Source organism: Methylotenera sp. (genome assembly GCF_013141425.1).
In the GTDB taxonomy this organism is placed as follows: Bacteria; Pseudomonadota; Gammaproteobacteria; order Burkholderiales; family Methylophilaceae; genus Methylotenera.
The window spans coordinates 1-25,626 of sequence record NZ_JABFRA010000057.1 but is presented as its reverse complement, the minus strand read 5'-3'; the positions used below and the strand labels follow the sequence as shown (position 1 = coordinate 25,626).

Here is a 25,626-nt window from a genome sequence, read left to right as displayed (position 1 = left end):
GATCAAATTTCGCAAGCGTATCAACGACTCATCAATAGTGAAAAAGCCCTGCTTGCCGAACTAGCCTCGCAAGAAGAGGCAATGCAGAATGCACTGTTGGCGTCAATCTCTCACGATATGCGTACACCGCTCACATCAATATTAGGTGCGGCAACCACTTTGCAACAAGCTAATTTGAATGCAGAACAAACGGCTCAATTGACCGCTTTGATTACTTCACAAACACGTTATTTGGCGAACACCACCGAGAACATTCTTTCGCTTATTCGCCTAGAATCACATTCGGCCGCGCCTATTCCTATGGACTGGCAATCGCCGGAAGAACTGATTGGCATTGTCAGCGAATTGTATAAAAATCGTGGGGAATTGCTCAATATAGAAGTTAAAATTGCTGAACCAGAACTGTTAATTAAAGGCAATGCGAATCTAATAGTGCAAGCACTAGTTAATTTGGTAGATAACGCCAAACAAGCACACGAAGGCCTAGCGCATGGGAGCAATGAACCGATTCAGATTGAAGTCAACAAAACTGACAAGTTCGTGAACATCTACGTAAAAGACCGCGGAAAAGGCTTTTCTCCAAACATAAACATAAGGGATATTAAAAAATTCACAACTAGCAAAACTAAGGGGTTTGGCTTAGGGCTTTCAATTGTGCAGGCCATTGCAAAATCGCATGGTGCAAACTTTACGATTCAAAATAGAGAAGGCGGTGGCGTCTGCGCGGGCTTAAGTTTCATTTCACAAGAATCAGGAGTGATTGATGCTTAACCATCATATTCTCATCATAGAAGATGATTTGCAGATTAGTCAGTTTCTGAAATCTAGCCTAAAAGCAAATGGCTACCACACACTTTGTGCGCACTCAATTATGGATGGAAAGCGCTTATTTGATACCAACAAACCTGCATTGCTAATTCTAGACTTGAATCTGCCCGATGGCGATGGACGAGAAGTAATTTCATACGTGCGATTAAACTCGGACATTCCAATATTGGTGCTATCTGCTCGCCAATCTGAGCAAGAGAAAGTTGATTGCTTTAACGATGGTGCAGACGATTATTTAGCCAAACCTTTTGGCGTTAATGAATTGCTCGCCCGAGTCAAAGTTGCGCTGAAGCGCACGGCGATGATGTCATTGCGAGATGACATTTATATTGTAGATGGCTTAGAAATAAATACAATTGATTCCACCGTGTTATTGAATCAACAGCCCGTGCATTTAACTCCAATTGAGTTTAAATTACTATTTCTTCTAGCCACAAAGCCAGGTAAGGTATTCACCCACCGCCAACTACTGACTGAGGTTTGGAGCGCTGAATATGTCAATGACACGCATTACTTACGCATCCATATGGGTAGATTACGTGCCCGTCTAGAAAAAAATCCTGCTGCGCCACGCTATATTTTGACCGAAGCTGGCATAGGTTACAGGCTTAGCGCTACTTAAGCTTTAAATATCAATTTTGTTTATGTGATTGATACATCAACCCTGTTTTAATGGCCTTGTCAAAATTTAACGAGGCACTTAAAACAAATGATGAACACAAATACGCAACCAAAAAGTGTTGCCGCACTCACCTTAGGCGCTATTGGCGTAGTGTATGGCGACATTGGCACCAGTCCACTTTATACGGTAAAAGAAATATTTGGCTCTGCCACGGGCATTGCTCTGACACAAGCCAACATTATTGGTGCAATTTCTGCCATCTTTTGGCTATTAATGATGGTCGTTACACTTAAATATGTCATTTTGGTATTACGAGCCGACAATCGTGGTGAAGGTGGTGTCATGGCCCTGCTCGCATTGGCAGTTTCCACAGCAAGTAACGCACCTAAGCGCAAAAAAATATTACTCGCTTTAGGTGTATTTGGTGCAGCGTTATTTTACGGCGATAGTATATTAACTCCTGCTATTTCAGTGCTTTCTGCCACTGAAGGTCTTGAACTTATCGCACCAAGCTTTAAACCACTTATATTGCCAATGTCAATTGCTATTTTGATAGCCCTATTTGCATTTCAACAGTTTGGCACGGCTACTGTGGGCAAGCTATTTGGGCCAATTGTTATCGTATGGTTTGTCACACTTGGCGCAATTGGCTTGACGCATGTATTAGATAATCCTTCAATATTACAAGCGCTTAATCCACTTCATGCGTTTAACTTTTTAGTAGATCGTGGTGCTGGAGTGTTTTTGGCAGTCGGTGCAGTCGTGCTAGCCATTACTGGTGCTGAAGCACTGTATGCAGACATGGGGCACTTTGGTAAACCTGCCATTCGTATCGCATGGTCGTGCATAGTATTACCTGGATTAGCACTCAATTACTTAGGCCAAGGTGCTTTATTACTCACCATGCCAGAAGCTGTAACCAACCCATTTTACCTATCGTTTCCACAGGAACTACTCATTCCCGCAGTGATACTCGCCACATTAGCCACCATTATCGCCTCACAAGCCACAATTTCGGGTGCATATTCAATTACACAGCAAGCAATCCAACTTGGCTTTTTGCCTAGGATGCAAATTCGACACACCTCAGCGAGCGAGTCTGGGCAAATTTACATTCCTGCCATCAACTGGCTATTATTAGCGGCAGTACTTACCACCACCATCGCTTTTCAAAACTCATCTGCCATTGCCGCCGCTTACGGCATTGCCGTCACCGGAACGATGCTCATCACCACTATTCTGACCTTTTTTGTATTACGCCATAGCTGGCAATACCCATTATGGTTAGCCTTAGGAGCAACCAGTGTATTTGTTTTATTGGATACAATGTTGCTAGCCTCATGTTCTGTTAAGTTTTTCAAAGGTGGATGGTTTCCAATCGCATTAGGCATTAGTTTGGTAATTATCATGTGGACGTGGAAACAAGGCCGTGAAATTTTATTGCAGCATATTCATGACAATGACCCGAAACTAGAGGACTTTGTCAGCATGGTCATGCATGAAAGAAAAGCCAGAATTGAACGTACCGCCGTTTTTTTATGTGCGAATGCTGATACAGTACCGCAAGCATTAATGCACAATTTAAAACATAACCAAGTGTTACATAAAACCAATTTAATCCTAACAGTGGCTTTTGCAGATATACCTATTATTGAAAAGGAGCAACGCATTACGATGCAAGAAATTGGCGCAGGTTTCTGGAAAGTTAAGTTACATTATGGCTTTATGGAAACACCGCATATCCCTAAAGCACTAGAAGATTGTAAAATTGAAAATGTGAAAATTGACCCCTTCTCTACTTCATACTTTGTCAGTAGAGAAACCATTATTTCAGGTCATGGCGGAAAAATGGCTAAGTGGCGAGATGATTTATTTGCACTCATGTCGCGCAATGCGGGTAGCGTGGTGAGCTATTTTAATATTCCAAGCAATAGTGTGATTGAATTAGGAACAAGAGTGCATATCTAGACTTACCAAGTTTATTCGCTCTTTTTAGTTAATTGCTTACTAAACTCAATATCTAATTTACTCACTCTTTTAGGCGTTTGTGGACCATAAGCGTTCACAAACGTCACAAACTCTTCCATCATCATCGGTTCGCATAAACGTTCCGACTCTCCACCACCAGTGGCTAACAGTAAGCTAAACATAGCACCACTACTCATAGACATAGAATAGTTTTCGTTACCACTGCGTTTTTTTAGCCGGTCTATCGCGGCACTGGCTTTGGTGGATCTTGCACTCGAACGCATGCGATTCCTTTAATTTTTCAATTCAAATTTTAAGTCGATGATTATGGCATGCTTTAATCATTTAATAGATAGCTTGTTCAGCCCTTAAACGTTAAAATCTCACGCTTAAGTTTTAAGCTGAAATTCGAAAAAAGTAACGCATGGTCAACACACTCAACTCGCCGCAACGCGAGGCAATTAAATATCTCGATGGTCCTTTACTGGTGCTGGCTGGTGCTGGTAGTGGCAAAACACGTGTTATCACCCAAAAAATTGGCTATTTGATAGAGGAGGCGGGTTATTCTCCCAAAGAAATCGCCGCCATTACCTTTACCAATAAAGCGGCGCGTGAAATGCAGGAGCGTGTAAGCAAGTTGATGCAAGGCAAAAGTATTAAAGGTTTAACCATTGCAACCTTTCACTCGCTTGGCTTGCAAATGTTACGTGCCGAAGCTGCGTTACTGGGCTACAAACCACAATTTTCGATTCTGGATTCGTCTGACAGTTTTAAAATTTTAGCGGACATTCTAGCCACTACAGACAAGCAATTGTTACGTAAAACGCAATGGCAAATCTCTAACTGGAAAAACGGCTTTATCAATCCAGATCAAGCCAAAGCGACAGCAGCAGAAGAGCTTACGCATACAGCCGCTAAGGTTTACCAACTCTACCAACAAACCCTGAAAGCCTATCAGGCGGTTGATTTTGATGACTTGATTAAGCTCCCCGTTGAATTATTTGAACAGCATGAAACCGCACTCAATAAATGGCAGCGCAAGTTGCAATATTTATTAATTGATGAATACCAAGACACCAACGCCTGCCAGTATAAATTAGTGAAAATGCTCACAGGCTTGCGTGGGCAATTCACCGCAGTGGGCGACGATGACCAAGCAATTTATGGCTGGCGCGGTGCAGACGTAGAAAACTTACGTCAATTAACAGAAGACTTTTGCAAATTAAAAGTCATCAAGTTAGAGCAAAACTATCGCTCTACCATACGCATCTTACGTGGCGCAAATGCAGTGATTGCGAACAACCCAAAGCTGTTTGAAAAGAAACTATGGAGCGAGTTAGGTACAGGTGATTTGATACAAGTTTCCGCTGCCATGAGCGAAGAAGCGGAAGCGGAATCCGTAATTATGAAACTGCAAGCGCATAAATTTGAGAACCGTACCAAGTTTATGGATTACGCCATTCTTTATCGCGGTAACCACCAAGCACGTATTTTTGAGCAACAACTACGCAACCATAAAATTCCCTATACCGTTTCTGGCGGACAGTCTTTTTTTGATAAAGCGGAAATTAAAGATTTGGTCAGCTATTTGCGTTTAGTCGCCAATGAAGACGATGACCCAGCGTTTATTCGCGCCGCGACTACGCCGAAAAAAGGCATTGGCAACACAACGCTTGAGCGCTTAGGCGAATACGCCAGTGCACACAAAATCTCATTGTTTGCCGCGGCATTTGAGGGTGACTTTCAAAGCGAAGTTGGTCATAAACAACTTGATGATTTACTTAACTTTTGCACTTATATTCAAAAAATTCAAGAACGTGCTGTGCACGACCCTGCTGGCGAAGTACTTAACGACTTGCTCACCTCAATTCAGTATGAAGCTTTTTTGTACGACAGCGAAGAGCCGCGCGCGGCGGAAAGCAAATGGGCCAATGTCATGGATTTTATTGGCTGGCTAACAAAAAAAGGTGAAGCAAGTACAGAGTTTGGCAACGAAACGGATGGCAAAAACTTACTCGAACTCACGCAAATGGTTTCATTAATGAGCATGCTGGAAGGCCGTGAAGATGGCGAGCCTGACGCGGTTAAACTCTCGACCCTGCACGCTGCAAAAGGCTTGGAATTTGGCCATGTATTTTTAATTGGTGTGGAAGAAGGCATATTACCGCACCGAGAAAGTATAGACTTAGGCGTGGCAGACCCGACTAAAATTGAAGAAGAGCGCCGTTTGATGTACGTTGGCATTACCCGCGCGCAAAAATCACTGAATATCTCATGGTGCAAAAAACGTAAACGCGCGGGTGAAATTCAAATGTGCGAGCCAAGCCGCTTTATTGCTGAACTTCCAAAAGACGATGTGCGCCATTTTGGAAATCCATTTAATGACCCCATTGTGAGCAAAGAGTTTGGTAAGTCTAAGATGGCTAATATTAAAGCCATGCTCGGTAAATAAAACTAAGTAAGTAATCTCTATTCATAGAAAGTTAATTTTTCATGCCTTATATCACTTTAGATAATGCCAGCTTAGCCTTTGGCCACCATGCTCTGCTCGACCATGCGGCATTTCAACTGGATGCAGGTGAGCGAGTAGGCTTAATTGGGCGAAATGGCGCGGGTAAATCTAGCCTATTAAAAGCTATTGCAGGCACAATTAAATTAGATGAAGGTACTGTTTGGCGTGCCCCGAGCGCCCGCGTAGTCTATGTGCCACAAGAGCCTGAGTTAGACCAAACGCACAGTGTATTTGAAGCTGTTGCTGAAGGTTTAGGCGGCTTACAACAAACCATTATAGATTATCACCAAGTCACCCATGACATGGGCATGCCAGATGCTGATATTGAAGCCTTAATGAACAAAATGCAGCATTTGCAACACGATCTGGATGCTCAAAATGGCTGGGCAGCGCAATCACGCGTTGAAACCGTGTTGAGCCGCTTAAACTTAGAGGCCGATGCACTTGTATCTACGCTATCTGGCGGCTGGCGTAAACGCGTTGCACTTGGCCGTGCGCTAGTAGCTGAACCTGAGGTGCTATTGCTTGACGAACCGACCAACCATCTGGATTTAGAAGCGATTGAATGGCTAGAAGAACTGTTATTAAGCTTTAACGGCTGTGTGCTTTTCATTACCCATGACCGCCGTTTTTTGAATAGACTTGCGACGCGTATTACCGAATTAGACCGCGGAATTCTTACAGACTTTGTAGGTAATTTTGCCGACTACCAAATTAAAAAAGAAGAGTTAATTGTAGTTGAAGAAACGCATGCAGCTAAGTTTGATAAGATTTTGGCGCAAGAAGAAGTTTGGATAAGGCAAGGCATTAAAGCGCGTCGAACACGTAACGAAGGCCGTGTGCGCAGACTCGAAGCGTTGCGCTTAGAACGTGCAGCACGTCGCGAACGCCAAGGCAATGTTAAGCTGAATGTAGATGCTGGCGAACGTAGCGGCAAGCTTGTTGCAGAGCTTGAAAACGTTACCAAAGCCTATGGCGACAGAGTGCTGATTAAGAACTTCAGCACGCGTATTTTACGTGGTGATAAAATCGGTCTACTGGGCCCAAATGGTATTGGCAAAACAACTTTACTCAAACTCATACTAGGTGATATTGAAGCTGACAGCGGCAAGGTAGAACGCGGCACAAAAATCAATGTGGCTTACTTTGACCAAATGCGTGAACAACTTGATGAAGAAGCCACACTGGCTGACACCATCAGCCCAGGTTCTGACTTTGTAGAAATCGGCAATGAACGCAAACATGTCATTAGCTATTTAGAAGATTTCTTATTCCCGCCCCAGCGCTCTCGCTCCCCCGTTAAATCGCTCTCTGGCGGCGAGCGTAATCGCTTGTTATTAGCGAGACTTTTTGCCCGTCCTGCCAATGTGTTAGTGCTGGATGAGCCAACCAATGACTTAGACATTGACACGCTAGAATTACTGGAGAGCTTGTTACAAGAGTTTACTGGCACACTGTTCTTAGTTAGCCACGATCGGGCCTTTTTAGAAAACACGGTCACCCAAGTGATAGCGTTTGAAGGCAATGGTGTTCTCACCGAGTTTGGTGGCGGCTATGACGACTGGCAACGTTTTACACAACAGCGTTTAGAAGATAAAAAATCTCAACAAGTACAAACTACCAAATCTAACGCAAAATCCAGTAACGCTGCGCCAACAAAACCCGTCACTAAACTCAGTTTTAAAGAAGAAAAAGAATTGGCTGAAATTCCAGCTAAGATTGAGCAATTAGAGGTAGAACAAGCCAATATTAATATTCAACTAACTGATGGCGAGCTCTATAAAAGCCGGCCAAATCTTGTTAAGAATTTACAAACGAGAATCATCGAAATTGAACGTCAGCTTGAAAGTCTGCTGGCAAAATGGGAAGAATTAGATGCCAAAAAAGGCAAAGTTTAAAAGCTGAAAGTTAGCAATGCATAAATTTTTGATTTTACAAAAGCACTTCAACAATACATTCAAAAAAAGTATAAGAATATAACATTATATTCTTTAAATTCATTTAAATAGCTTGCTATAGTTTGACTCATTGCCTCCACTTTGGAGGCGTTATTTTTCAAAAGAAAGACCACTCGCATTTATCTGTAAGTTATGCTCCACTCAATTGGACAACAGATAAATAAATGGTATTTTTTGTCAATTGAATTGGGAGACAAAATGAATAAATCTGAATTAGTCAACGCAATTGTAGCAAGCACTGGGCTCACAAAAGCCACCGCAACCAGAGCGGTTGATGCCACCACAGCGACCATCACAAATGCACTTAAAAAAGGCGAAGCCGTGACACTTGTTGGTTTTGGTACATTTAAATTAACGCATCGTGCCGCACGAACTGCGCGCAATCCACGTACAGGTCAGGAAATCAAGATTGCAGCACGCAAAGCACCTAGCTTTAGTGCGGGCAAAACATTAAAAATTGCGGTTAATTAACAGCTATTGGCAAGAACGCCAATTAACATTTAGCCTAATTTTGCACTCTCCAAACGACCAAAGCATACTCATGCTCATTTAAATATGAATTGATTCAACATGAAAAAAACTTATATCACCTCACTATTATTAACCTGCTTAAGCATTAATGTTCAGGCTGCTGACATTGCTACCGTGAACGGCAAACCGATTAAGCAGTCTCTTGTCGATTTCATTATCAAAGATGCAACGGCAGCAGGTAAAACCATCGATGAAAATACACGAGTCAGCATAATTGATAAGTTAATTACCAATGAAGTGCTTGATCAAGAGGCTCAAAAAGCTGGAGTGGATAAGAAGCCTGATTTTTTGGCAAAAGAAGAGTTAACCTTACATGAGCTTCGCGTGAATGCTTTTATATCAGATTACATCAAGAAAAATCCGATTACTGATCAGGCACTAAAAGCGGAATATGAACAACAAAAATCCTTATTTAAAGGCACGGACTACAAAGCACGTCACATTCTGGTAAAAACTGAAAATGAGGCGAATGAGATTATTAAACAGTTAGCTAAGGGCACTGACTTTATCAGCCTTGCAAAAGACAAAACGCTGGATGCAGGGTCCAAAGAAAGCGGCGGGGATTTAGGTTGGTTTCAACCCAATACAATGGTCAAGCCATTTAGCGATGCCGTGGCCAAATTAAATAAAGGCGCTTATACCACGAGCGCGATTCAAACAGAATTTGGCTGGCATGTCATTAAACTTGAAGACACGCGCACCGCACAAGCGCCGACCTTTGAAGCAGCCAAAGATGAAATACATAACTTTTTACTGAGACAGCAGTTAGATCAGTTAGTGAACAGCTTAAAAGCGAAAGCGAAAATTGTGAACAACTCCGCAGTCAAAGCTGAAAAATAAGCACAAGCAACTTTGTATTAGCGAGTCCAGCTCGGCAAATCTTTAACTTAGCTGGCTTTCCACTGTGCATTTAGCAGGCGGTCCTGACGTTCGACTGGTAGCCTTCTAATAAAAGTACAAGCCTGACGATGTATAGTAACCCCCCGGTCGCAAGTCACATAGCCAATTATCGCATCAGGCGAAACTGGCATGCAGCATCTTGCCATATTGGTTTGCAAGTTACCTATACCAGCCACAATCACTTCCGTTAACAAGTTGTTTGTGTTTGTATTTCTGCTAGCAAGTTGATTGAGCTTTTCTAAAGGTTTTGGCTGAATTAACGCATGGACAGCACTAGCAATTTGGTACTCGCTCACATCGCCACGGCCAATGGCGTTTAAAAAATCGTCCAGCTTATTAAAGTGCAATTGGTGGGCAATTTTTTCTTGATTCACTGCGCCCGCACTCGCTCGATGCAATTCTCGGTCTAGCTTTGTCCGGCCAAGCGCAATGTTTTCTTGAGCATTTTGATGCTTAAACCAGTGCCTTACCTTTGCGCGTGCACTTGCACTTTTTAAATAGCCAAGAGTTGGGCTAAGCCAATCACGACTAGGTACACCAAGTTTATTGGTTAATATTTCAATACGCTGCGCATTCTGTAGCTTGTAATTAAGCGGCACAATGTGGCCATCAACCTTAGCTCCACGCGTCCTGTGACCTAGATCCGTGTGTAGTGTGTAGGCATAATCTATGGGCGTAGCATCCTTTGGCAAATCAATCACCTGCCCCTGCGGTGTAAATACATACACATGATCTTGGAACAATTCAGCCTTAAATTGTTCGAGCAAATCACCGTTATCGGTAGGGGCTTCTTTCCATGATAATATTTGGCGTAACCAAGCGATTTTCTCATCGAGGACGACATCCGATTTTCCACCTTCTTTATAGCGCCAGTGAGCAGCCACACCGAGTTCAGAGTACTCATGCATTTCAAAAGTGCGAATTTGCACCTCCAGCGCCAAGCCTTCAGGGCCAGTTACGGCAGTATGCAATGAGCGATAATTGTTACTTTTAGGTCGCGCTATATAATCATCAAACTCTCCTGAGATAGGCTGCCACAGTGTTTGCACCAAACTGAGCACCTCATAACAATCCTTAACATCATTCACCAAAATCCGAACTGCACGCACATCATATAGCTGCTCAAAATCGAGTTGCTTACGGCGCATTTTGTTGATAATGCTGTAGATATGCTTGGGACGGCCTGAAACCTCAGCCTGAATGTTTGCCTGTGATAACTTCTGTTTAAGTATGACTTCAACTTGGGAAATATATTGCTCACGGTCGATACGGCGTGCGTCCAATAATTTGGCCACCTCTTTATATAGCTGAGGTTCTAAATAGCGTAATGATAAATCTTCCATCTCCCACTTGAGTTGCCAAACCCCTAGGCGATTTGCGAGTGGCGCAAAGATGCCCTGAATACCATGCGCTACCTGCTTTTGTAGTTCCGTACTGGCACTAGCTAAATTACGGAGCGTTTGAGTACGCTCTGCCAACTTAATAAGTACCACACGAATATCTTGCACCATGGCTAACAACATTTTTCGCAGGCTTTCAATATGCTGGCCTTGATTGCCACTTTCCTTCTCTTGCAAGTGTAGTTTTTCAAACTCCCCAAAAGCTTGCACTTGCTCTATTCGCAAAATACCTGCGACCAAGCTGGCAATATTATTGCCAAAACGTGCTTTTAAAGACTCTTGCCAATTATCAATATACTGAGGTGTTGCATACAAAATCGCGGCTGCAATCGTCTCAGCATCCATATTCAAGCTAAGCAAGATGGCCGCGGTACTTGTTGCATGTTGTAACAAAGGTGCTCCTGTAGATTCCGATTGCGGAGCATAGGCCAGCGCCGCAAGCTCACACGCCTGGCGAATTAACTCGACGTCAGGTGCTGAAAAATGTTTGGTTAGCGAATCTACCCAGGCCTGCGTATCACCATCAGCTAACGCAGGGATTTGCAATGAACTGGAGCCATGAATCATTATTTAGTCTTCAATTCTAAATCCCACTTTGATGGTGACCTGAAAATGCGCAATTTGACCATTCACGATATGCCCTCTTGACTCAAGTACTTCAAACCAATCCAAATGTTTAACTGTTAAAGCCGCCTTGGCAATGGCGTTGCGAATGGCATCATCCGTGCCAACGGTAGATGTTCCAACGAGTTCAATGAGTTTATAAGTATGTGCAGACATGTCATTCTCCTTTAATAAAAAAATTGTAATGAAATCATTACGATGAATGGATATTATTATAATAAGCAGTTAATTAGTGAGATATTACTAATTAAATTTAATGCCTAAGTGATAGTTTTTAAGGTGTATAAACTGAATTAAAGCTACGTGAAACAAGTGCTAAGCTTTATACAAGGTGGTACCCCCGACACGAATCGAACGTGTGACCCTCCCCTTAGGAGGGGGATGCTCTATCCACTGAGCTACGGGGGCATTTTTGAATGGTTGGCTATTTTCTCACATTTCAATGCATCTCGTATTAGTGTTACCATAACTTCTATTTATTTCATGCCAAACGGCTATCCTGTTTACAGCAAATTTATGACTCTTAAACTATTCTTCTATATTTCGGTTTTACTACTGGCTTTTTTAGGCTACCGTAACTATTCGTCACCCTCCAGCCAACTAAGAATTGGGGATGATGCCCCTAGTTTCAGCCTGAATGATGCACAAGGTAAAACACATTACTTATCAGATTACGCTGGTAAATATCTCGTGCTGTATTTTTACCCTAAAGATAACACCCCTATCTGCACCAAAGAGGCCTGCAACTTTAGAGACAATATCTCACAATTTGAAAAAATCGGCGCAACCGTGCTGGGCGTTAGTGTAGATGACAATGAATCGCATGCTAGCTTTGCCAAAAAAACAAATTATCCTTCCCGCTTTTGTCTGATTATGATGGAAAAGTTGCACGCAGTTACAACGCACTGACTGATTTCTACTTCGTAAAGGTGAGCAAGCGCTATACTTTTTTAATTAGCCCCGCGAGTAAAGTTGCTAAAATCTATAAAAGTGTAGATACTTCTAGTCACTCGCAACAAATTATTGACGACATAAAACTTATTCAGGGAAATAAATAAGTATAAGAACACTTCAATTCATCGACTTAATCATCGATATAGTATTTAAATAACTAAAAATAAATCATCTCTCAAACAATGGATTACACCCAATCGATACCGCTAAATGTTGCATTGCTAATCATACTGATACCGCTGGTAGCGGTTGGTATTTACTATGTTAAATTGAAAAAGAGCGAAGAACTTTGGAAGTTTGCGCTTGAAGGCGCGGGAGATGGTGTTTGGGACTGGGACATTGGTAACGACATTGCTAATTTTTCTACACAATACAAAGAAATGTTTGGCTTCAATGACGTTGATATTAATACCAGTATTAAAGAATGGAATAACCGTATACACCCAGATGATGCGGCTTCTATGAACAAAGCGGTGAATGATTATTTATCAGGTAAAGCTGAAAAATATATGCATGAACACCGCGTAATCTGTAAAGACAAAAGTATCAAATGGGTACTTTCGCGGGGCATGATTGTTAAACGCGATAAACACGGAAAACCAATACGCATGGTGGGCACCCATACCGACATCACCGCACGCAAAGCATTAGAAACGCGACTAGAAAATCTTGCCCACTTTGATGCACTCTCCAATGTGCCGAACCGCACACTGTTTAACGACAGGCTGAAATTAGCTTTATCTTATGCCAAGCGCGAAAAGAAAATGCTGGCGGTTATGTTTATTGACTTGGATTTATTTAAAGAAATCAATGACTTGTACGGGCACGAAACAGGTGACATTGTTTTAAAAAAGGTTTCTCGCCAATTAGTTTCTTGTGTACGTGAGTCAGATACCGTCGCACGCATGGGCGGCGATGAATTTGTGATTTTGTTGCCGATTATCGACCATGAAGAAGATGTGATTGCCGTTGCGCATAAAATTATTGAATCGGTTGCACAGCCAATTAAAGTAGCGAAAACGCATCTACACGTGACTTGCAGTATCGGCATTGCCATTTACCCGCAACACGGCAAAGATGAAAAATTATTAGTCATTAATGCCGACATGGCCATGTATCAAGCCAAAAAGAGCGGTAAAAACCAAGCCAAGTTTTTTGAAGAAGCCATGCTTCACTAAGCATTTGTTAGCTTTGGCCAACCATAACAAGCCTGCTACTTTTAATTGCTGATTAGCACATCACACTCCGCCGCATAGGCCACGCCTTTACTCACGCTGCCCAGCAAAAAGTCTTCGATATTACTTTTTTCATGTTTGCCAATTGCAATCAAATCAGCGTCTTTTGCTTTGGCACGCTGACAGATCGCTTCGGGCGGATATCCAGCCAAAATTTTTCTGGAGGCGCGTTCGCCGAGGGCAGACTCAGTAACAATTGCTTCCAGTCTGGCATCCGCATCAATCATCGCCTGTTTGCGGTATTTATCCAGCAAAGTTTCATTCATGCCCGCCTTGTACATATGGGCTTCCTGGTTGGTATCAAAAATCAGCAAGGCTTCAATATGTGCTTCCGGCGCCATAACATGCGCGAGTTTCGCGACTTTTGCAGCGCCTAAAGAAAAATTTACCGCCGCAATTACCTGTTGATAAGCATTAACTTTTGCCTGTTTATTTTTAACAATCAATATTGGGCATTCTGAGATGCGTAGCAAGCGCGATGTAGTTGAGCCCAATAATTTTTCAAACAAATAATGTTCGCCCTGTGCACCAGTAACAATTAAGCCTGCCGATACGGCAAGCGCATATTTATTAATTTCAGTATGCGCACGCCCAATTCGCGTTTCTTCATGAATCATAATTTGAAATTGTTCGTGTAAGTTTGAAACTACTTTTTCTAGCTGGGTTTTAATCAGCTCCTGCTGTGCCTGCTGATAATGCGTTTGAAAACTGAACGAGAGTTCTGAGCCGACATAGAGTTCCAAGGGATGCACCACATGCATAATATGTAACTCGGCACCCAGTTGCTGGCAAATAAATGCGGCGCGTTGTAGCGTAACCTCAGCCTCCGCAGAAAAATCCGTACCCGCGACTACATGCGTGATTGGTTTCATGCCGTTCTCCTTTAATAACACTAAATAATCAACAGATAATCTAGGTCAGGCTAAGCGAATCAAAATAGGACTAGGTGCAACGTTTTATTTCAAAGTTCTAATTCAAAATTAAATATTACACCAGATAAGGCCGTCTGAATTCACATTTCGTTCAGGCTAAAAAGAGAAAATACACACCTATAATTGCATTTAAAATGACATAAAACACCTGCCCTACAAGCCAATATCCATGCGCCTCGCAGGGCATACCCATTTAGCTTGTTGTTCTGTTTGAATTTAGGCGTTACTACGCCGACTAACACATAGCTCAGATGGATTACTGAATGAGATCGCGCACCAACTGTGCAATTTCAGCTTCTTCATCGGCTGGAACAATTAAAATTGGCTTGGATACTTGATTGTTTAATTTAGCTAAGTTTGACCGATTCGCTACTTCATTTAAATTAAAGCCAAGAAACCCTAAGGGTTCGCAAACCAAAGCACGCACTTGCGCGCAATGCTCACCGATGCCACCAGTAAACACCAGCGCATCGATGCCGCCAGACTTTGCCGCATACGCCCCAATGCAAGCGCGTATCTGCTGCGCAAAAAAATCCACAGCAAATTTTGCCGCTTTGCTCTTACTATTCACCAAGGCAGCCATATCGCTACTTTCGCCATCGGACAACGCTAACAAACCCATTTGCTGATAGATTAGATTTGATAATTCGGCATTGTCGTAGCGTTTTGCAAGCGTCAGTATCACGCCTGGATCTAAATCACCACTGCGCGTGGCCATTGGTATACCACCCGCGGGCGTAAACCCCATGCTGGTGTCAACCGAGCATAGCTTTTCTAGCAGACAAAGACTCGCCCCATTACCAAGATGAGCCACAACAACTCGCCCCTGTGCAACGCTACCCAATAACAAAGGCAGTTGGCGAGCAACATGTGCATAGTTGATGCCATGAAAACCATATCGACGAAGTTTTAGCGCTTGCGGAATCGGCAAGCGGTAAGCAAGTTCTGGTAAGGTGGAATGAAACGCAGTGTCAAAACAGGCAAACTGCCGACCACCAAATTGCTTGGCACATAAATCAACCCCTAGTAAATTACTAGGCATGTGCAATGGCGCCAGTGGCGTAAGACTTTCCAGTCGTGCTCGTTCAGCGGCATCAATCAATCGCACAGCATCCGTCGCCTCGCCACCGTGTACAAATCGATGGCCAATTGCATCCGGCTTGGCCTTGCCTAAATCGAACAACAAAGCGTTAAATGCTATCGCGTGATTTTGAAAATGGTCCTGCCCGATATGTTCGTAACGAAAGTTTATTCGTTCGCCCGTCGTCAAGAATAAACTGGCTTTCAGGCTGGAGGATCCGCTGTTAATGGTCAGTAAGCTTATCGGCTTGTTACTTTTAGCATTCGCTAACCCGGCCATGTCCAATTATCTTCCTCGGGTAAATCTACACCGTATTCATAGGCGTAATTGCGGCATTCTATCTGTCTATTACGCAGTCTCTCCTGCACATGCGCACCGATTGTTTGCAAACTTGGAATGCGGTTAATGGCATCGATTGCCAGACTAAAACGGTCAATTTCATTTTGAATAGCCAATTCGAGCGGCGTGTTGATACTGCCTTTTTCTTTATAGCCACGCACATGCAAATTATCATGGTTTGTTCGGCGATAAGTAAGGCGGTGAATCAAATAGGGATAGCCATGAAAATTAAAAATAATCGGTTTATCTACAGTAAATAAACTGTCAAATTCGCGGTCAGAAAGTCCATGCGGGTGCTCATTTTTTGGCGTCAATTTGTATAAATCCACCACATTGATAAAGCGAATTTTAAGTTGCGGAAAATGCTCACGCAGTAATACGGTCGCAGCCAAGGCCTCTTTTGTGGGAATGTCGCCCGCACAAGCCATTACCAAATCAGGCTCTTCATCCGCATCACTGCTGGCCCACTCCCAAATACCAAGGCCTTTCGTGCAGTGCTGAATCGCCGACGTCATGTCGAGATACTGCAAATGCTTTTGCTTGTCGCAAACAATGACGTTAATGTAATCGGTACTATTCAGGCAATGATTCGCCACTGTGAGCAAACAATTCACATCGGGTGGCAAATAGATTCGCGTCACCTCTGGGCTTTTATTCACCACGATATCAAGAAAACCCGGGTCCTGATGGGTAAAGCCATTGTGATCTTGCCGCCAGACGGTAGACGTAATTAATAAGTTAAGCGAAGAAACTGCCGCGCGCCATGGCACCGCCTTAGACATGGCAAGCCATTTGGCGTGCTGATTGAACATGGAATCAATGACATGTACAAACGATTCATAAGTTGAGAAAAAGCCATGCCTACCAGTGAGCAAGTAGCCTTCTAGCCAGCCTTCCACCGTGTGCTCAGAAAGCATCTCCATCACACGCCCATCTGGCGACAATTCACCGCCATCGGCATCTTCTGGTAAATAATCAGCCAGCCAGGTTTTTTTGCTGACTTCGTAAATATCGTCAAGCTTATTTGAGCTGTTTTCATCTGGCCCAAACACACGGAAATTCTGCATATTCAAGCGCATAATGTCGCGCAAAAACTTGCCCAAAGGCTTGGTATTGGGCGAAGTGATTTTTCCAGGCGACTCTAAAGCAAGTGCATGGTCCTGAAAATCTGGCATACGCAAAGCTTTGCGCAACAAACCGCCATTGGCATGTGGATTAGCACTCATCCGACGATTACCCACTGGCGCGAGAGCTTTTAGCTCAGGCAGAAACTTACCTGCTTCATCAAACAATTTTTCCGGCTGATAACTACGCAGCCAAGCTTCTAATTTTTTTAAATGTGCCGGATTATCTTTAATGTTGCTCATTGGTACTTGATGTGCGCGCCAAAAACCCTCTATTTTATGTCCATCTACTTCTTTCGGGCCTGTCCAGCCTTTCGGGCTGCGCAATACGATCATCGGCCACTGTGGCCGAATTGGCTTACCAGTTTCACGCGCTTCTTTTTGTATATGCTTAATCTCAGTGACGCATTTTTCTAGGGTAGCCGCCATGGTTTGATGCATCAGCTCAGGCTCAACGCCCTCAACAAAGTAAGGCTTCCAGCCATAGCCAATAAACAAACTTTCTAACTCCACATGCGAAATGCGCGAAAGCAGTGTTGGATTGTTAATTTTATAGCCGTTCAAATGCAATATTGGCAGCACGGCACCATCACGAATCGGGTTTAAAAACTTGTTGGAATGCCAAGAAGTTGCGAGCGGACCAGTTTCAGATTCGCCATCGCCCACCATTACTGTTACCAATAAATCGGGGTTGTCATAAGCGGCGCCAAAAGCATGCGAAATACTGTAACCGAGTTCGCCACCTTCGTGAATCGAGCCAGGCATTTCGGGCGTGCAGTGACTGCCAATGCCACCCGGAAATGAAAACTCTTTAAAGAACTGGCGTAAGCCCTCTTCATCCTCTCCCTTATTTGGGTAAACCTCACTGTAGGTACCTTCAAGGTAAGTTGGGCCAAGCACCCCTGGCGCACCGTGGCCAGGGCCTGCAAGAAATATCGCATTCAAATCAAACTTCTTGATTAGTCGATTCATGTGCACATAGGCAAAACTCAGGCCTGGGCTGGAGCCCCAGTGTCCTAATAAGCGTTGCTTAATGTGTTCAGGTTTAAGTGGCTCTTTTAGCAAAGGATTGCTACGCAAATAAATCATGCCGGCAGACAGGTAATTGCAAGCGCTCCAATATTGATGAATATTACCGAGTTCTAGCGCAGATAATGGCTTAATCGCTTGCCTGGTAGTCATGAGTCAATCTCCGTTACTAATGCTAAAGTGAATGATATCAATTAGCTGCAAAGCGCTCTTGCGATAACTCAATCATACGCTAGTTTGAACGATCCTCCATAAGCATTAAACTCAGATTTACATTACTGACTGGACTTTGTTCTACTGGCAAGCAGGCTTAATAATATACTAGTGCCAAGCACAGCAACCACAACGGCTAACGACACCACAACGGGAATTTTAAACCACTCGACAATTAGCATTTTGCTACCGATAAATATCAAGACAACTGCCAAACCGTATTTTAGTAAATGAAAACGATCAGCCATGTCTGCCAGCAAAAAGTACAAAGCACGCAAACCAAGAATAGCAAAAATATTCGAGGTAAATACGATGAATGGGTCATCGGTAATTGCATAAATTGCAGGAATGCTATCCATTGCAAAAATTACGTCCGAGAACTCAACCAGCACTAATACCAAAAACATTGGCGTAAACCAACGCACGCCTTTGTCGACAATCCAGAATTTATCACCATGGTAATCATTGGTGATACGTATATGACTGCGAAGCCAACGCAATAAAGGATTATTTGTTAAGTCAGGTTCATGTTCTGCAAAAAGAAACATCTTGATGCCTGTTATCAGTAAAAATGCACCGAATACATAAAGCACCCAGTGGAACTCAGCAATCAGCCATGCGCCAAGTAATATCATTAAGGCTCGAAGTACAATAGCACCTAACACGCCGTAAACCAGCACGCGCTTTTGATATTCAATGGGCACGGCAAAATAAGTAAACAGCATAACAAACACGAATATATTATCCATCGCCAGTGTTTTTTCTAGCAAATAACCTGTGAGGTATTCCATGGTTTTGGCATCCGCTATCGCTCGACCAGAAGTATGATCTAGCCACGCCCACAGTGCGCCACCAAACAATAGCGCGAGAGAGAACCAAATCAGTGACCAAACGAGTGCTTCTTTAGCGCTGACTTTATGTGCGCCCTTGCGCCCTAGCGCGAACATGTCGATAGATAACATGGCTACAACAAATAAGCCAAAGCCAGACCACATCCACCAAGTGCCAATTGTTTGCATTTCACCCATTTTGTATTTCTTTCTGTATTTATTCGTTATTTATTCGTTTGTTACTAGTTCGTTCTTTGCTGCCATATTGTCGCTGGCCTCTTCATCCAAGTGCGCGGTCCATTCACGCCAAACTGCCCATACAACGGAAAGCACAATTGGCCCGATAAATAACCCTACTAAGCCAAAAGCCAGCAACCCTCCAAGCACGCCAAACAGCACTAACAGAAATGGAATCGGGCTAATGCTGCTAATGAATAAAGGCCTAAGTACATTGTCGAGCTGGCTCACAATGGCTGCGCCCCAAATCCATACGCCAATGGCTGCGCCTGTTTCACCTTGTAACAATAAGACTAGTCCTGCTGAGCCCCATGCTAAGGGCGTGCCAAATGGAATTAGCGCTAGTATCATGGTGAGTACGCCAAACATCACTGGCGATGATAAGCCAGCTACCCAGTATCCCAGTGCAGCCACTACGCCCTGCACTAAAGCGGTGAGTAATATGCCATATACCACGGCGCGGGTTGTAGTGCCTGCCGCGTGAAGGTAGTCGTGAACATGGGTGCCAATAAATCGTTCTAATACGTGACGTAACTCGCGAATAATGCGTGTGCCATCGCGAAAGAAGAAAAATAAAATCACAACAACAAATATCATTTTTGCAAAACTTTTACCTAAGCCGCCCGCTAACGTACTTAAGTCTGCTGTGTGAGCGGCAAGCCAAGCTTTAATGACAGATGAAGCGCCTTGGGGATTAGCAATCAAACTCGCTTGCTGATGCATCAGCCAATCGCCCAGCCAAGGGATGTTGCGTAATGTATCTGGCACGGGTGGCGGATTAGCAAAAAATGCCTGAAGCGCAGGATACAAATGACCAAGCTCTTGCTGTGCCAGCCAAATTAACCAAATTAATGGTAAAAATAGTGTGAGCGCTAATAAGGTGGTGGCTAAACTAGCTGCTAGCGTATCTTTATTGTTACACCAGCAACGAATACGCTCTGCCAAAGGCCAGGTGGCATAAGCTAAAACGCCCGCCCAAGCGATTGGTGCAAGAAACGGCGCCACTACTATAAATGCCAGCGCTACTAAGCCACCCAATGCCAGCCAAGGCACGATTCGACGACTAAATGTAGGTTTGGCACTTAACATAGTCAGTAAGCCTATTTAACTTTTCCGCCGTGGTTGCCAGCTGCAATTCTGTCCATGAGTGCAAACATCACGCCAGAAAATACCAGTGTTAAGTGAATGCCGACTAACCAAGCAAGCTGATAATTACCATTTGGCTCTGCTAACACTTCTTTTACGTTGATAAAGTATTTAAGCAATTCAATACCTGAAATCGCTACGATAGAACCGATTAGTTTGAGTTTTAAGTCTGAGAATCCAACATGACCCATCCACTCAGGGCGGTCTTCGTTATCGCCAGTATCAATTTTAGAAACAAAATTTTCATAGCCGGCAAAGATGATAATCAGCAGTAAGTTAGCCACCAAGGTAATGTCAACTAAGGTGAGAATCCCCAGTAACGCAGCGCCGCCATCGCCATTAAAAACCACAGGAATTAAAGTTACAAACGCTTTTGAAAATTTCACCAACAACAAGGAAATGCCCGCAATTAAACCAAGGTAGAACGGCACTAATAGCCAACGACTTCCAAACATAAAGTGTTCTAAAAACAACTCAATACGCCTCATTTTCATTTTTCTCTCTATTTTTATATTTTTTATGAAGTACTACGCAAAGCCAGAATACGCTCTTCTAAACTCGGGTGTGTAGTAAATAGTTTTTTAAGACCACTTGCACCGCCGCCTGATATGCCAGAAGCGGCCATTTGCTCAGGTAATGCTGAAGGTTCATGCTCCGCTTTTAGACGCTCGAGTGCTGCAATCATTTTCTTGGCGCTGGATAATTTCGCTGCACCTGCATCTGCACGGAATTCACGTTGACGTGAGAACCACATAACGATGATGGAAGCCAAAATACCTAAGACAAATTGCGCAATCAACATGGTGATAAAAAATGCAGGTCCTGTGCCTTTTTCTGTTTTGAACACAATTTTATCTACGGCATAACCAATCACACGCGAGAGGAACATTACGAACGTATTCACCACCCCCTGAATTAAGGTAAGGGTGACCATGTCACCATTTGAAATATGTGATATCTCATGCGCTAGCACTGCTTCAGCTTCATCTTTGCTCATTTTATTGAGCAGGCCAGTTGAGACTGCAACCAGCGAGCTGTTTTTGGTCATGCCCGTTGCAAATGCATTCACTTCGGGCGAATCAAATACTGCAACTTCAGGCATTTTAATGCCCACCATATCGGCCTGCGCGCGTACTGTTTTAAGTAACCAAACTTCTGTTGGCGTTTTTGCTTCTTCAATCACCACTGCGCCAGACATGCGTTTGGCTGACCATTTAGACATCGCGAGGGAAATAAACGAACCGCCAAAGCCCATGATTGCGGCAAAGGCAAGCAGATTTTTAAGGTCCAGGCCATTGGCATTCAAATAAGGTTCTACACCTAATAAGCGCATGGTGACTGATAACACCAACATAATGGCGATATTGGTGGCGAGGAAATAAAGAATACGTTTCATTACAAACTCCATAAAGTGAAATACGAGCCTAAAAATATTATTTCGGTTAGCTCATGCCGAAATGAATGCAAATAATAATCTAGTTAGGTATTCACGCCTAGCAATAGACTTATTTAATTAAAACACATCATAATAGAATCAATACCTCATAAAAATAGGTAATATACTGATTAATTAATCGTAAAAAAAGGATGATTGCTAACAAATGCTAAACTACAAACAACTGCATTATTTCTGGCGGGTTGCTCGATCTGGCAGCATTGCGCGTGCTAGTGAGCAACTGGACCTAGCACCCCAAACTCTTAGCGGCCAAATTGGTTTACTAGAAAACTCTTTAAAAACCACATTATTTCGCCGCGTCGGGCGTGGCCTTGAATTAACCGATTCTGGCAGGTTGGCACTTTCTTACGCTGAAGAAATTTTTGAAATTGGCGCAGAATTAGAACAAGCGTTAAGTGGTGGCACGACCAAGCTGCCAACATCGTTGCGTGTTGGTGTGGCAGACGTAATGTCAAAGTCGATTGTTTACAAGCTGCTAGCGCCCGCCATGTCACTTGCGGAGCCTGTGAAAATCATTTGTAAAGAAGATAAACTTGAGCGCTTGCTGGCTGACTTAGTAATACATCGTTTAGATATTGTCTTGTCAGACCGCCCCATGCCACCCGACATCAGCATCAAAGGCTATAGTCACAAATTAATCGAATGTGGCGTAAGCTTTTTTGCTACACCTGCGCTTGCAGCACGACATGGAGAAGATTTTCCTGCCAATCTGAATCATGCGCCACTACTTGTACCAAATATTGACACAGCAATGCGGGGCCGTCTCACGCGCTGGCTTGATACCCAGCGATTACGTCCACGCGTGGTTGGGGAGTTTGATGATAGTGCGCTAATGAAGGCCTTTGGTCAAGCCGGCATCGGCATTTTTACTGCACCAAGCATGATAGCCGATGAAGTCATACATCAGCATGGCGTAGTTTCAATTGGCCAGACAAACGAAATACTTGAGCGATTTTACGCAATTTCACTTGAGCGCCGCTCTAGTCACCCTGCAGTTATCGCAATAAACTCAGCCGCCATCTAAGTTAACTGGCTTTAAAATGCCATCTAAATTGAAAACAACATCTTTAAGCTTAACAGCATGAGCAATACACCAAACAATTTCTTCAAAGTTTTAACGGGTAAGCGTTGTGTTAATCGAGCACCTGTTGGCGCAGTAAAATAACTTGGAATTGAAACCAACAGGGCTGCTGGCCAATACACATAGCCTATGGTGTGCGCTAATTTAGCCTCAACTAAAGCTTCACTGAGCAACCCATTAATTAAATAACCTAAAGTACCTGCTATTGCAATCGGAAAGCCTAATACAGCAGACGTACCAATCGCTCGTTTGATATCGGTACTGCGCCAAGTTAAATAAGGAACGGTTAGCGACCCGCCGCCAATAGAAACTAAGGCAGAGATCGCACCAATGCCAAACGTTACCAACCTCAGCTCAGCATTACTTGGCTGAACGTGTACCTGACGCACAACTCCATTACGAAACATTTGATAGGATACATAGGCCATAAAAATAGTAAAAAATACAGCCAAAGCCTTAGAACTAAGATACGCCGCCAGAAAAGTCGCGGAGAAAGTACCGACAATCATGCCAAGCGCCATTACTTTAGCCAACGCCCAGATAACCACACCATTGGCATGGTGCGCACGCATGCTTGCAAACGAAGTCACCGCAATACAAGCCATTGAAGTACCCAAAGCAAGGTGTACAACGTGATCTTTCGGCACCCCTTGATAAATGAATATCGAAGTCAATATTGGAACGAGAATACCACCGCCACCAATACCCAGCAAACCTGCCATAACGCCGACAAAAGCGCCTAGCAATATAAAAATGAATACAAGTTCAACGCTCATATAATGCTTTCTATTTTTAGCGTAAAACTATAGGTGAAAATGGCAATTTGAGAAAGTCGTTTAAAAATAAAATGGCTTTAAATTAGGCAGGTTTAATCACAATTAGTAAGTTAAACTTTAGGTGAGACTTCAAGAGATCAATACAAACTACTTGATGCCAAGAATAATCAATATCAGCTTGGCATCAGATATAAATCTAGAATTAATTGGTGCTGACTTTTTGCGGGATTTTCGGAAATGGATTACTTTCCTCAACTTCATCAGATTCTAACTTTAAGTCATACATTATTTTGAATCTCAAGTAATTTAATTTTTTATACCAGCTCTACCCAATTTAAACAACTTAATTAAACCGCAATTCCTTGCGCATCAAACAAGCCATCAAACAAGATAGAACTCAAATAGCGCTCACCTGAATCTGGCAGAATAACGACAATCGTTTTCCCTGCATTTTCAGGACGTTTCGCATAGCGAACAGCCACAGCTGCCGCCGCACCACAAGATATTCCGGATAGAATTCCCTCTTCACGTGCAAGGCGTTGCGCGTATAGAACAGCTTCTTCATTGCTAACTTGCTCTATATCATCAACCAAAGAAAGATCAAGAATTTCAGGCACAAAACCAGCGCCAATACCTTGTATTTTATGTAGCGCAGGCTTGATTTCTTGACCTGTACGCTTCTGTGTCAATACTGGGCTTGCCGCAGGCTCAACAGCTACAGAGATAATTTTCTTACCTTTAGTATTCTTGATATAACGACTAACGCCAGTAATCGTGCCACCTGTACCGACACCAGAAACCAATATATCAATGCTGCCATCGGTATCCTCCCAAATTTCTGGACCAGTCGTTTTTTCGTGAATAGCTGGATTGGCTGGATTTTTAAACTGTTGCAAAAGTACATAACGATTTGGGTCTGAAGCAGCAATTTCCTCGGCTTTGGCAATTGCTCCGCTCATGCCTTTAGCACCTTCGGTTAGTACTAATTTCGCGCCATAAGCAACTAACAATTTTCGGCGTTCGATACTCATAGTTTCTGGCATAGTTAACGTAAGTGGAATACCTCTTGCCGCCGCAACAAACGCAAGCGCAATACCAGTATTGCCACTTGTAGGCTCAATAATTTCTTTACCTTTACCCAATAAACCACGCTGTTCGGCATCCCAAATCATCGCCGCACCAATCCGACACTTAACTGAATAGGCTGGATTTCGACCTTCAATTTTTGCAAGCACAATAGCGCCCGCGTCATCTGTGATTCGATTAAGTTTAATTAATGGAGTTTTGCCGATAGAATTTGCGTTATCTTGATACCAGTTTGTCATGAATGTTCCTTTGAATTAGCGAGCGCATGAAGCAAAGAAAGCATTATACCAGCTTAGATTTATAACTAAAAATAACTTGTAAGTATTTAAATATAATTAAAACGAATTTAAAATTTATACTGCAAATTATTAGGGAATGTTCACCATCAATCTAGTCATGCGACTAATCAATTATGTTCAGGCAAGGAAATGAATAACTTATAGAATGATGCTATTTAACAGAAGACGAAACTCGCATTAAACATTACTGGGTGGATTTATTCGGAATGCTAAATATGCAAGTTGCTAATTTGTATACATATAACTAATTTTGCATACGCAATATATAAAGTATATTGAAATATTTATCTTGATTATTTGGTGCCCGGAGCCGGAGTCGAACCGGCACACCCATAAGGCGAGAGATTTTAAGTCTCTTGTGTCTACCAATTTCACCACCCGGGCGGATAGTAGGTCTACATCAAATTGCGGAGCGTATTCTAACACTTTCCTTTGTATTTTTATAAGTAAAAAATGTGCTTTTTT

Annotated in this window: 21 protein-coding genes, 2 tRNA genes and 1 pseudogene; 10 read left to right on the top strand and 14 right to left on the bottom strand. The window is 43.0% G+C overall.

Annotation, left to right across the window (positions count from 1 at the left end; translation table 11 throughout):
* From HOO90_RS04955 to HOO90_RS04945, 3 genes are all read left to right on the top strand, one after another.
* The coding region (locus tag HOO90_RS04955; protein ID WP_292840206.1) for an ATP-binding protein at positions 1-771 on the top strand (771 nt) is incomplete at its 5' end.
* Positions 764-1,450: a winged helix-turn-helix domain-containing protein gene (locus tag HOO90_RS04950; RefSeq protein WP_292840203.1), complete on the top strand. Its 687-nt coding sequence runs from the start codon at positions 764-766 to the stop codon at positions 1,448-1,450. The genes HOO90_RS04955 and HOO90_RS04950, both read left to right, overlap by 8 nt.
* Before the next feature lie 90 nt (positions 1,451-1,540).
* Positions 1,541-3,418, top strand: coding sequence for a potassium transporter Kup (locus HOO90_RS04945; protein WP_292840212.1), 1,878 nt, complete (start codon positions 1,541-1,543; stop codon positions 3,416-3,418).
* An 11-nt stretch (positions 3,419-3,429) separates the two neighbouring features.
* On the opposite strand, the gene HOO90_RS04940 is transcribed toward HOO90_RS04945, so the two are convergent.
* Complete coding sequence (locus HOO90_RS04940) at positions 3,430-3,702, bottom strand: hypothetical protein (protein WP_292840200.1); 273 nt, start codon at positions 3,700-3,702, stop codon at positions 3,430-3,432.
* Between the two features lie 140 nt (positions 3,703-3,842).
* Between HOO90_RS04940 and HOO90_RS04935 the strand changes: the two genes are divergently transcribed.
* The 4 genes from HOO90_RS04935 (at position 3,843) to HOO90_RS04920 (ending at position 9,259) form a co-directional block, all read left to right on the top strand.
* Positions 3,843-5,870, top strand: coding sequence for a UvrD-helicase domain-containing protein (locus HOO90_RS04935; protein WP_292840197.1), 2,028 nt, complete (start codon positions 3,843-3,845; stop codon positions 5,868-5,870).
* 41 nt (positions 5,871-5,911) lie between these two features.
* Positions 5,912-7,828 carry an ATP-binding cassette domain-containing protein gene (locus tag HOO90_RS04930; RefSeq protein WP_292840194.1) on the top strand — a complete coding sequence of 639 codons (1,917 nt, stop codon included), beginning with the start codon at positions 5,912-5,914 and terminating at the stop codon, positions 7,826-7,828.
* 192 nt (positions 7,829-8,020) lie between these two features.
* Complete coding sequence (locus HOO90_RS04925; RefSeq protein WP_292840191.1) at positions 8,021-8,359, top strand: HU family DNA-binding protein; 339 nt, start codon at positions 8,021-8,023, stop codon at positions 8,357-8,359.
* Between the two features lie 99 nt (positions 8,360-8,458).
* Positions 8,459-9,259 (top strand): peptidyl-prolyl cis-trans isomerase, encoded by an 801-nt coding sequence (locus tag HOO90_RS04920; protein WP_292840189.1) that lies wholly within the window; start codon positions 8,459-8,461, stop codon positions 9,257-9,259.
* Between the two features lie 47 nt (positions 9,260-9,306).
* Here HOO90_RS04920 and HOO90_RS04915 read toward each other — a convergent pair whose 3' ends face one another.
* From HOO90_RS04915 to HOO90_RS04905, 3 genes are all read right to left on the bottom strand, one after another.
* Positions 9,307-11,286, bottom strand: a complete 1,980-nt coding sequence (locus HOO90_RS04915; RefSeq protein WP_292840186.1) for a bifunctional (p)ppGpp synthetase/guanosine-3',5'-bis(diphosphate) 3'-pyrophosphohydrolase — start codon at positions 11,284-11,286, stop codon at positions 9,307-9,309.
* A gap of 3 nt (positions 11,287-11,289) precedes the next feature.
* Positions 11,290-11,499, bottom strand: coding sequence for a dodecin (locus HOO90_RS04910; protein WP_292840183.1), 210 nt, complete (start codon positions 11,497-11,499; stop codon positions 11,290-11,292).
* A gap of 176 nt (positions 11,500-11,675) precedes the next feature.
* A tRNA-Arg gene (locus HOO90_RS04905) sits at positions 11,676-11,751 on the bottom strand.
* Here HOO90_RS04905 and HOO90_RS04900 point away from each other — a divergent pair.
* Together HOO90_RS04900 and HOO90_RS04895 are read left to right on the top strand one after the other, a co-directional pair.
* Positions 11,725-12,401 (top strand): annotated as a pseudogene (locus tag HOO90_RS04900) (peroxiredoxin). The gene HOO90_RS04905 and the pseudogene HOO90_RS04900 overlap by 27 nt on opposite strands.
* A gap of 78 nt (positions 12,402-12,479) precedes the next feature.
* Positions 12,480-13,475, top strand: a complete 996-nt coding sequence (locus tag HOO90_RS04895; RefSeq protein WP_292840180.1) for a sensor domain-containing diguanylate cyclase — start codon at positions 12,480-12,482, stop codon at positions 13,473-13,475.
* 41 nt (positions 13,476-13,516) lie between these two features.
* Here the strand turns inward: HOO90_RS04895 and HOO90_RS04890 are convergent, their stop codons facing one another.
* The 7 genes from HOO90_RS04890 to htpX all read right to left on the bottom strand — a co-directional run bounded on the left by HOO90_RS04890 (position 13,517) and on the right by htpX (position 21,859).
* Entirely contained in the window at positions 13,517-14,404 is an 888-nt protein-coding gene (locus HOO90_RS04890; protein WP_292840177.1) for a universal stress protein, read from the bottom strand.
* 316 nt (positions 14,405-14,720) lie between these two features.
* Positions 14,721-15,824 (bottom strand): acetate kinase, encoded by a 1,104-nt coding sequence (locus HOO90_RS04885; protein WP_292840209.1) that lies wholly within the window; start codon positions 15,822-15,824, stop codon positions 14,721-14,723.
* A complete protein-coding gene (locus HOO90_RS04880; RefSeq protein WP_292840174.1) occupies positions 15,812-18,190 on the bottom strand; it encodes a phosphoketolase in 2,379 nt (792 codons plus the stop codon). Before HOO90_RS04880 ends, HOO90_RS04885 begins: the two co-directional genes overlap by 13 nt.
* A gap of 122 nt (positions 18,191-18,312) precedes the next feature.
* Positions 18,313-19,269, bottom strand: coding sequence for a TerC family protein (locus HOO90_RS04875; RefSeq protein ID WP_366928742.1), 957 nt, complete (start codon positions 19,267-19,269; stop codon positions 18,313-18,315).
* A gap of 39 nt (positions 19,270-19,308) precedes the next feature.
* The gene (locus HOO90_RS04870) at positions 19,309-20,406 is read right to left on the bottom strand and encodes an AI-2E family transporter (RefSeq protein ID WP_292840169.1); all 1,098 of its coding nucleotides are present in this window, start codon (positions 20,404-20,406) and stop codon (positions 19,309-19,311) included.
* 11 nt (positions 20,407-20,417) lie between these two features.
* Positions 20,418-20,957 (bottom strand): TIGR00645 family protein, encoded by a 540-nt coding sequence (locus HOO90_RS04865; protein WP_292840166.1) that lies wholly within the window; start codon positions 20,955-20,957, stop codon positions 20,418-20,420.
* Positions 20,958-20,980: 23 nt separating this feature from the next.
* Positions 20,981-21,859 carry a protease HtpX gene (htpX, locus tag HOO90_RS04860; RefSeq protein WP_292840163.1) on the bottom strand — a complete coding sequence of 293 codons (879 nt, stop codon included), beginning with the start codon at positions 21,857-21,859 and terminating at the stop codon, positions 20,981-20,983.
* Between the two features lie 205 nt (positions 21,860-22,064).
* Between htpX and nhaR the strand changes: the two genes are divergently transcribed.
* Positions 22,065-22,943, top strand: a complete 879-nt coding sequence (nhaR, locus tag HOO90_RS04855; protein WP_292840160.1) for a transcriptional activator NhaR — start codon at positions 22,065-22,067, stop codon at positions 22,941-22,943.
* 23 nt (positions 22,944-22,966) lie between these two features.
* On the opposite strand, the gene HOO90_RS04850 is transcribed toward nhaR, so the two are convergent.
* From HOO90_RS04850 to HOO90_RS04840, 3 genes are all read right to left on the bottom strand, one after another.
* Entirely contained in the window at positions 22,967-23,776 is an 810-nt protein-coding gene (locus HOO90_RS04850) for a sulfite exporter TauE/SafE family protein (protein ID WP_292840157.1), read from the bottom strand.
* Positions 23,777-24,123: 347 nt separating this feature from the next.
* The gene (gene cysK / locus HOO90_RS04845) at positions 24,124-25,101 is read right to left on the bottom strand and encodes a cysteine synthase A (protein WP_292840154.1); all 978 of its coding nucleotides are present in this window, start codon (positions 25,099-25,101) and stop codon (positions 24,124-24,126) included.
* A gap of 358 nt (positions 25,102-25,459) precedes the next feature.
* A tRNA-Leu gene (locus tag HOO90_RS04840) sits at positions 25,460-25,545 on the bottom strand.
* Positions 25,546-25,626: the final 81 nt, after the last annotated feature.

Excerpts from the sequence above, each read along its gene's own strand:
- HOO90_RS04950 (WP_292840203.1), top strand. The coding sequence starts at position 764 with ATGCTTAACCATCATATTCTCATCATAGAAGATGATTTGCAGATTAGT.
- HOO90_RS04945 (WP_292840212.1), top strand. The coding sequence starts at position 1,541 with ATGAACACAAATACGCAACCAAAAAGTGTTGCCGCACTCACCTTAGGC.
- HOO90_RS04940 (WP_292840200.1), bottom strand. The coding sequence starts at position 3,702 with ATGCGTTCGAGTGCAAGATCCACCAAAGCCAGTGCCGCGATAGACCGG.
- HOO90_RS04935 (WP_292840197.1), top strand. The coding sequence starts at position 3,843 with ATGGTCAACACACTCAACTCGCCGCAACGCGAGGCAATTAAATATCTC.
- HOO90_RS04930 (WP_292840194.1), top strand. The coding sequence starts at position 5,912 with ATGCCTTATATCACTTTAGATAATGCCAGCTTAGCCTTTGGCCACCAT.
- HOO90_RS04925 (WP_292840191.1), top strand. The coding sequence starts at position 8,021 with ATGCTCCACTCAATTGGACAACAGATAAATAAATGGTATTTTTTGTCA.
- HOO90_RS04920 (WP_292840189.1), top strand. The coding sequence starts at position 8,459 with ATGAAAAAAACTTATATCACCTCACTATTATTAACCTGCTTAAGCATT.
- HOO90_RS04915 (WP_292840186.1), bottom strand. The coding sequence starts at position 11,286 with ATGATTCATGGCTCCAGTTCATTGCAAATCCCTGCGTTAGCTGATGGT.
- HOO90_RS04910 (WP_292840183.1), bottom strand. The coding sequence starts at position 11,499 with ATGTCTGCACATACTTATAAACTCATTGAACTCGTTGGAACATCTACC.
- HOO90_RS04895 (WP_292840180.1), top strand. The coding sequence starts at position 12,480 with ATGGATTACACCCAATCGATACCGCTAAATGTTGCATTGCTAATCATA.
- HOO90_RS04890 (WP_292840177.1), bottom strand. The coding sequence starts at position 14,404 with ATGAAACCAATCACGCATGTAGTCGCGGGTACGGATTTTTCTGCGGAG.
- HOO90_RS04885 (WP_292840209.1), bottom strand. The coding sequence starts at position 15,824 with ATGGCCGGGTTAGCGAATGCTAAAAGTAACAAGCCGATAAGCTTACTG.
- HOO90_RS04880 (WP_292840174.1), bottom strand. The coding sequence starts at position 18,190 with ATGACTACCAGGCAAGCGATTAAGCCATTATCTGCGCTAGAACTCGGT.
- HOO90_RS04875 (WP_366928742.1), bottom strand. The coding sequence starts at position 19,269 with ATGCAAACAATTGGCACTTGGTGGATGTGGTCTGGCTTTGGCTTATTT.
- HOO90_RS04870 (WP_292840169.1), bottom strand. The coding sequence starts at position 20,406 with ATGTTAAGTGCCAAACCTACATTTAGTCGTCGAATCGTGCCTTGGCTG.
- HOO90_RS04865 (WP_292840166.1), bottom strand. The coding sequence starts at position 20,957 with ATGAAAATGAGGCGTATTGAGTTGTTTTTAGAACACTTTATGTTTGGA.
- htpX (WP_292840163.1), bottom strand. The coding sequence starts at position 21,859 with ATGAAACGTATTCTTTATTTCCTCGCCACCAATATCGCCATTATGTTG.
- nhaR (WP_292840160.1), top strand. The coding sequence starts at position 22,065 with ATGCTAAACTACAAACAACTGCATTATTTCTGGCGGGTTGCTCGATCT.
- HOO90_RS04850 (WP_292840157.1), bottom strand. The coding sequence starts at position 23,776 with ATGAGCGTTGAACTTGTATTCATTTTTATATTGCTAGGCGCTTTTGTC.
- cysK (WP_292840154.1), bottom strand. The coding sequence starts at position 25,101 with ATGACAAACTGGTATCAAGATAACGCAAATTCTATCGGCAAAACTCCA.